The sequence below is a fragment of the Scytonema sp. PCC 10023 genome, from assembly GCF_963920835.1.
In the GTDB taxonomy this organism is placed as follows: Bacteria; Cyanobacteriota; Cyanobacteriia; order Cyanobacteriales; family Nostocaceae; genus Kalymmatonema.
Map to the genome: position 1 here is coordinate 1 of NZ_CAWUDP010000212.1, position 5,299 is coordinate 5,299.

Below are 5,299 nucleotides of genomic sequence, written 5' to 3' on the forward strand. Positions count from 1 at the left end.
GCTTTAATCTCGTTGCTCAATCTACGGCGACGGAATGTGTTTCTTAAGAGCTAAGACTAAATCCGCTGTTTGCCTTGAAGTTTTCTGGTTCTGTGTCGAATGCCACCAAGAAGCGATAACCACCGCTGGGAGTACGGAACATCGGAGCTTCTTGTGCCAACGGGTACTGCTGCTGCCATTCTTCTATAATGCGATCGCACTCGTCAGGACTTGCAAAATCTTTTTGGTCAAAGTCAATCCAACCGAGCCAGTGCTGACCATTCCATCCGCCTAATGTTCCAATGCCCGTTTTGGAATTGCAGAACCAGCTATCCAATATTTCTTTGATTGGCTGAGTCTGCTGCCACTGCTTCCAATCAAGCGATTGAAGATATCCTTTACTGTCAAGAAAGCATGGTTGTTTGGGTTGCTTGCCCCGCTTGGCTGCTTCAATCGGGCATTCTGGAAGAGGTGGACGACCAAGCCGCAGTAACCAAGAGATTGTTTCGCGGACGTTACGAGGAGGGGTAGAGTGAACTGATGCAACCATTAGCCCTGACCTCCTACTCTTGCTTGAATTTGGCTCAAAATCTCACGCTGGCGTGGAGAAAGTTTCGGCTGGTTTTTGATGCTGGTTAAAAACCCTCGCTCCCACTCGCTAATATGTGGCGATCCCAGCAGCTGTCCGATCGCGCAGTTAAGTTCTTCCCGTCGTTGCTTCGTTTCTGGCTTTGGCACCCAACCTCTAAAGCAATCACAGCCAGCACATCTGTAACAGCCATAGTGCGGAGAAGGAGGCTGCAACCGGATAAAGTTAAGGCTAGAGCATCCACAAGACGGGCAACCGCTGGGAGTATTAGGAAATACTTCGTGTGCTAATGGACTGGATGATAAACTTTTTTTGTGATATAACAGGGTCATCTTTAATTGCCTCACTTTGGATTGAAGCAACCCAGCCAAGCCCCCGTTTGAATAAATTTAGAAACGACCAGAAATCAGCTAACTCTTGTTGGTAATATATATCTAGATTTTTTTGTGATATAACGGTTGATTTGGTCTTTTGTTTGACTGGACCGTAGCGTTGTTGAAGCAACGCGGACGGGTTACGGGGGCTTTTGACTGGATCGCCTTTTTTTTAGAATAAAGCCGCGAGTTACTTTTATAGTCAACTCGCGGCTTTTAAATTTTCCGCTTCCTCAAAAGAATCTAAATATTGGAGCAGAGCGCTCCGGACAACAGCACCCCTCGGACGCCCTTGCACTTGCGCCAACCGAATTAGACGCTGAAAGTCGCTACAACAAAGTTTAGTAGTTGCTTCAAGGCGAAGCGAAGTTGGTTTTGCTGTTTGGTTCGCCATAGTCCTCTGTAAAGTCAACTCAGATACGGTAGCAATCAAATCGGTGTCGATTCAGATGTCGTACCTAATAAGACAGCACCGAAGGGGTACAAATCGGTATTCTAACCGCTCTTGACCAGCGTGGGAAGGGGAATTTCTCCTTTTGTAGTAAAAAAGTACTAATCGTCAAAGAGTGTGTCACTGACACAGCAAGCAAGTGTGTAATTGGCACAGCAATAAGCCCAAGTTGTTGAGAATAAACTAACTTGCAGCTTGTCCATTTTCGCCACCTCCTCTTTGTTGTCCAAAAAGATATTCAAGAATGCGCCGATTTTCAAGCTGAATGCCTTTTATAAGTTGCCTATCTTCGTGCGCTTCCTCACCCAGTCGTGTAATTGTTACCGCTATATCAGCAAAACTTGCTTCTAACTGTTCAGACAACCCATCAACTTTTGCCGTCAGCTGAGTAATAGCCGCTTGCATTTGCCTCTGCTGTTCGGTCAGTTGTGTGATTGCCGTTGTATTAACTTGCTGCTGTTCGGTCAGTTGAGCTAGAGCTGTTGTATTAGTCTGTTGCTGTTGAGCAGTTTGCAGCAGTATCGCTTCAATCCGGTCTAACCTGTTTTGTCCTCCGTCAGCCGTCATTCCTCACCCCTCCCATTACCCGACCGCCCCAGCAGGTATTCCCAAATCCGCCGAATCTCAGCTTGGAACACTTCGCGATCGCTCTCAGCATTTTGGATTGAATGCATCACAATATCGCGCAGGCTATCAACCTCCTCTGTTAGCCCGTCAACTTTGGCTGTCAGTTGTGCGATCGCTGTTGTATTAGTTTGCTGCTGTTGAGCAGTTTGCAGCAGTATCGCTTCAATCTGGTCTAACCTGTTTTGTTGCCCGTCGTGAGTCATGCCGCCCCCTTGTCTTTCTTAGGTGCGGGTCGCTCATTCTCCTCTAGATAGTCCTCTATAAACTCTACTAAGACCTCATTCATACTTTTTCTATGCAAGGCGCAAGCAGATTTAAACCGCGCCCTCAAATCTTCCGACATATAAATTGATACCTTCACGTTTTTAACGTCATCTTCGGCAGACAATAGCGATATTCCCCTTTAGCTCCTTACCTCTATAGCTTGCCAACTTTGGGAACGATACGCTATAGCGGCATTGCGTTAAAGAGGAAATTAAGTATTGCCTACTTGCCGTTTTAGCGGCATAACGCTATCCTATCACCATAACCGCAAAAGACAACCACTGCTAGAGATGGCAACGTCTGCTATCTGCTAAATTTTCATGCACATATAAATCAGCAGTGGCTCAAAGAACGCAATTCCCAAACACTCAGGAGAAATTTTGAATGATTGTAATACCGCCAGCAAACGCCAGCCCTGGCAATATAGGGCAGCTCACACCATTGGGCTTTGATGGAGGCAATGGTTTCAGCAAACTCACCCACAGCGACGGAGTGATTATATCCCCTAGCTACTACCTAGAATTACGCTCAGCCAGTGAAAGCCCAAACATCATCGAATACTTGGACGGAACCCGCACCGACCTAAAAGGCAAGCGTTGGGTAACAGGTGATGCTGCCTACCTAGAATCCCCGCTGGCATATCAACGCATCGTTGACGAGAAGTTAGGCAAAGTCGAACTGGGCTTACAAACTTTTCTTGGATGCCTGCAACGACTTCCACACCAACCAGTTTGGAATATTGCCTTATCGCTCTCAATTCAAGATGCAGAAATTTTAGGCGATCGCTTGAAAAAATCCTTCGATGGTTCCCATGTTGTAGAACTGAACGGACGGGAAACAACGGTTAATGTCAGCGCTCGCGTATTTGAGGAAGGGCGAGGAACCATTGTCAACGCGCTCAAGGTTGGCATCCTCAAGCCTCAAAGTCAAACCATCCTCATAGACCTTGGCTTTGGAACCACAATCACCGCTGTCTTTTCTGGTACGCAGTTGGTGAAGCAATCGCGCACAATTCACCCTGGAGGAGTGAGGGAACTGGTAGAAGCTCTAGCACGACACCCCAGCACAAGAGCAAGTTTAGGGGCGGAAGGTGACAGAGCAGTTATCCGGCAAGGCATCGAAAACGGAACTTTTGATTATGGCTGTAGTGGTTGGAACTTCAGAGAAATTTACCACGAGCAATTACCAGTGTGGGTGAGAACAGTACTAACGCCAGCACTTAAACCTGTTGCGCCCTGGCGTCCAAGATGCGAATCCATTATCGCTACTGGTGGCGGTTCTCTCTTACCCGGAATTAATCAATTATTGGCTAAACACGGTATAGCCACTCTGCTAGATGCTCAAGTGGCAAATAGTCGCGGGTTATTTCTCATTGCTCAACATTCAGTTAAAGGAGGTATCTAATGATGCGAGTGTCTATCCGTCCCTACTTACACGATTGGGTCATCCAAATTGGGCAGCAGATGGGGTGTGAGGATGCCACAGAAGTAGTAAACCACTTACTACGAGAGCATAAACGGCTCATAGCACAGCAGCCTACAGTAGCCGACTCCACCACTGTAAGCAACCCAAGCCCTAATGACAGTTTGGTTAATGTCCTGAGTAACGAGTTTGGAGTGTGGCAATGAGAAACAGCGCCCCTTTAGAGCGATTAATTCAACAGGCACAAGAAATACTGGATGCTCTAGCCCAAAACGAAGATTACGCCCAGATGCAGAATGAAGATTTCCTAGTAGGGTTAGATTTTACACAAGCCGATTGCCTGCACTTTTTAACCCAATTATCCCAAGTGTATGAAGACTTCAGCTTGTTGGACAATCCAGCGGCTTCCGAGATGGGATGCAGAATTCCATCCTTTGACGAACTCTTTACTGAACAACCGTTAGATAACCCGCTACAGGGAGAAATTAATGTTTGATATTGCAGATTTGACCATTGATGGGCAGTACCTGATCCAAGGTGAGCGTGGTGAATGGCACTACTCAGGTACGACCGGGAGGAAATACAACTTTTGGAGATGGGCAGAGGGACAAACCAAGCGCAGGGTGAGCCTTGCACTTTCTAAAATCCAGGTGCAGCGAAAAGTTTGGCAACAGGTGCAAGCACTGAATCTAGCTAGCTTGGAGGCGTTTCGTGGTGAATGACCTACAGCTAATTACTTGCCCAACCTTATTGACCCAATCAAAGACCTTTCAAATTAATGGGACACTCTACCGTTACCTCTACTCAGAGGGCAGCATCAAACACACACAATACTTATTTCGACCGCTGCCAGCGCAACGCAAGACGGCTGATTTGAGGCTGAATCGAGACAAGGTGCTACGCAAAGTTTACGAAGTTCCTGGGCTGTACCGTCAGCACCACGCCATAGTGACTGAGACAGCGATTCAACAAAGTTTGTTTTAGGAAGAATATGCCTTTTACCCAGTCTCAGCTTAATTTCATGATTTCCATCCAAAGCCAGGATGATTGGAGTCCTTTCTATTTTTTCAAGTTGGTCGCAGAGGGCAGTTTTGAGGGAGAGCAGTGCGAACACAAGGCGCTGATAGCTTATCTAACCCGCTGCTCACTCGAGCAAATCAGAGATTTGCAATTAGCGCTTGATTTATTAGGAAACTTACCAAGTTAAAAGCGATCGCCTGCCTGAGAAACGAGCGATCGCCTTGGGTGCATCTCCGCCAATGAAGAATACACAACATTAAGGATTTTACAACAATGTCGAAACCAGTAGGATACTACGCAAACTACACCCCATTTGATGGAAGCTTAATTGACCAAATGGTCGAGTATTTCGGCGACCAATTCCAGAACATGACCCCAACAGAAAAATGCTGGCTGCTATATCGAATTGGATATCATCTCTGGTTTCACGATGCTGAAGCTCTTGGCGTTCGCTCGGAAGTTGAGAATGCCATGAGCCGGATTGAATCTGAACTAGGGGCAGGAGACAAACTGGCGTTGACTCTTAAGAAACACATTCCGTCGCCGTAGATTGAGCAACGAGATTAAAGCCTA

General features: G+C 46.7%; 11 protein-coding genes. 6 read left to right on the top strand and 5 right to left on the bottom strand.

Features of this window, described 5'->3' with window-relative positions; all coding sequences use genetic code 11:
* Window positions 1–43 precede the first annotated feature (43 nt).
* The 5 genes from ACM0OZ_RS47585 to ACM0OZ_RS47605 form a co-directional block, all read right to left on the bottom strand.
* Complete coding sequence (locus ACM0OZ_RS47585; RefSeq protein ID WP_414589946.1) at window positions 44–529, bottom strand: hypothetical protein; 486 nt, start codon at window positions 527–529, stop codon at window positions 44–46.
* On the bottom strand, window positions 529–900 hold the full coding sequence (locus tag ACM0OZ_RS47590) for a hypothetical protein (RefSeq protein WP_414589947.1): 372 nt from the start codon (window positions 898–900) through the stop codon (window positions 529–531). Before ACM0OZ_RS47590 ends, ACM0OZ_RS47585 begins: the two co-directional genes overlap by 1 nt.
* A 676-nt stretch (window positions 901–1,576) precedes the next feature.
* Complete coding sequence (locus ACM0OZ_RS47595; RefSeq protein WP_414589948.1) at window positions 1,577–1,960, bottom strand: hypothetical protein; 384 nt, start codon at window positions 1,958–1,960, stop codon at window positions 1,577–1,579.
* Entirely contained in the window at window positions 1,957–2,223 is a 267-nt protein-coding gene (locus tag ACM0OZ_RS47600; protein ID WP_414589949.1) for a hypothetical protein, read from the bottom strand. Before ACM0OZ_RS47600 ends, ACM0OZ_RS47595 begins: the two co-directional genes overlap by 4 nt.
* Window positions 2,220–2,381 (bottom strand): plasmid partition protein ParG, encoded by a 162-nt coding sequence (locus tag ACM0OZ_RS47605; RefSeq protein WP_414589956.1) that lies wholly within the window; start codon window positions 2,379–2,381, stop codon window positions 2,220–2,222. Before ACM0OZ_RS47605 ends, ACM0OZ_RS47600 begins: the two co-directional genes overlap by 4 nt.
* Window positions 2,382–2,668: 287 nt before the next feature.
* On the opposite strand from ACM0OZ_RS47605, the gene ACM0OZ_RS47610 reads away from it, so the two are divergent.
* The 6 genes from ACM0OZ_RS47610 to ACM0OZ_RS47635 all read left to right on the top strand — a co-directional run bounded on the left by ACM0OZ_RS47610 (window position 2,669) and on the right by ACM0OZ_RS47635 (window position 5,275).
* Window positions 2,669–3,688, top strand: a complete 1,020-nt coding sequence (locus ACM0OZ_RS47610; RefSeq protein WP_414589950.1) for a hypothetical protein — start codon at window positions 2,669–2,671, stop codon at window positions 3,686–3,688.
* Entirely contained in the window at window positions 3,688–3,912 is a 225-nt protein-coding gene (locus ACM0OZ_RS47615; protein WP_414589951.1) for a hypothetical protein, read from the top strand. The genes ACM0OZ_RS47610 and ACM0OZ_RS47615 overlap by 1 nt, the downstream gene beginning before the upstream one ends.
* Window positions 3,909–4,202 carry a hypothetical protein gene (locus ACM0OZ_RS47620; RefSeq protein ID WP_414589952.1) on the top strand — a complete coding sequence of 98 codons (294 nt, stop codon included), beginning with the start codon at window positions 3,909–3,911 and terminating at the stop codon, window positions 4,200–4,202. The genes ACM0OZ_RS47615 and ACM0OZ_RS47620 overlap by 4 nt, the downstream gene beginning before the upstream one ends.
* The gene (locus tag ACM0OZ_RS47625; protein ID WP_414589953.1) at window positions 4,195–4,428 is read left to right on the top strand and encodes a hypothetical protein; all 234 of its coding nucleotides are present in this window, start codon (window positions 4,195–4,197) and stop codon (window positions 4,426–4,428) included. Before ACM0OZ_RS47620 ends, ACM0OZ_RS47625 begins: the two co-directional genes overlap by 8 nt.
* A complete protein-coding gene (locus ACM0OZ_RS47630) occupies window positions 4,418–4,690 on the top strand; it encodes a hypothetical protein (protein ID WP_414589954.1) in 273 nt (90 codons plus the stop codon). Before ACM0OZ_RS47625 ends, ACM0OZ_RS47630 begins: the two co-directional genes overlap by 11 nt.
* A 309-nt stretch (window positions 4,691–4,999) precedes the next feature.
* Window positions 5,000–5,275, top strand: coding sequence for a hypothetical protein (locus ACM0OZ_RS47635; protein ID WP_414589955.1), 276 nt, complete (start codon window positions 5,000–5,002; stop codon window positions 5,273–5,275).
* The last annotated feature ends 24 nt before the right edge of the window (window positions 5,276–5,299 follow it).

Excerpts from the sequence above, each read along its gene's own strand:
- ACM0OZ_RS47625 (WP_414589953.1), top strand. The coding sequence starts at position 4,195 with ATGTTTGATATTGCAGATTTGACCATTGATGGGCAGTACCTGATCCAA.
- ACM0OZ_RS47615 (WP_414589951.1), top strand. The coding sequence starts at position 3,688 with ATGATGCGAGTGTCTATCCGTCCCTACTTACACGATTGGGTCATCCAA.
- ACM0OZ_RS47600 (WP_414589949.1), bottom strand. The coding sequence starts at position 2,223 with ATGACTCACGACGGGCAACAAAACAGGTTAGACCAGATTGAAGCGATA.
- ACM0OZ_RS47610 (WP_414589950.1), top strand. The coding sequence starts at position 2,669 with ATGATTGTAATACCGCCAGCAAACGCCAGCCCTGGCAATATAGGGCAG.
- ACM0OZ_RS47620 (WP_414589952.1), top strand. The coding sequence starts at position 3,909 with ATGAGAAACAGCGCCCCTTTAGAGCGATTAATTCAACAGGCACAAGAA.
- ACM0OZ_RS47585 (WP_414589946.1), bottom strand. The coding sequence starts at position 529 with ATGGTTGCATCAGTTCACTCTACCCCTCCTCGTAACGTCCGCGAAACA.
- ACM0OZ_RS47595 (WP_414589948.1), bottom strand. The coding sequence starts at position 1,960 with ATGACGGCTGACGGAGGACAAAACAGGTTAGACCGGATTGAAGCGATA.
- ACM0OZ_RS47590 (WP_414589947.1), bottom strand. The coding sequence starts at position 900 with ATGACCCTGTTATATCACAAAAAAAGTTTATCATCCAGTCCATTAGCA.
- ACM0OZ_RS47635 (WP_414589955.1), top strand. The coding sequence starts at position 5,000 with ATGTCGAAACCAGTAGGATACTACGCAAACTACACCCCATTTGATGGA.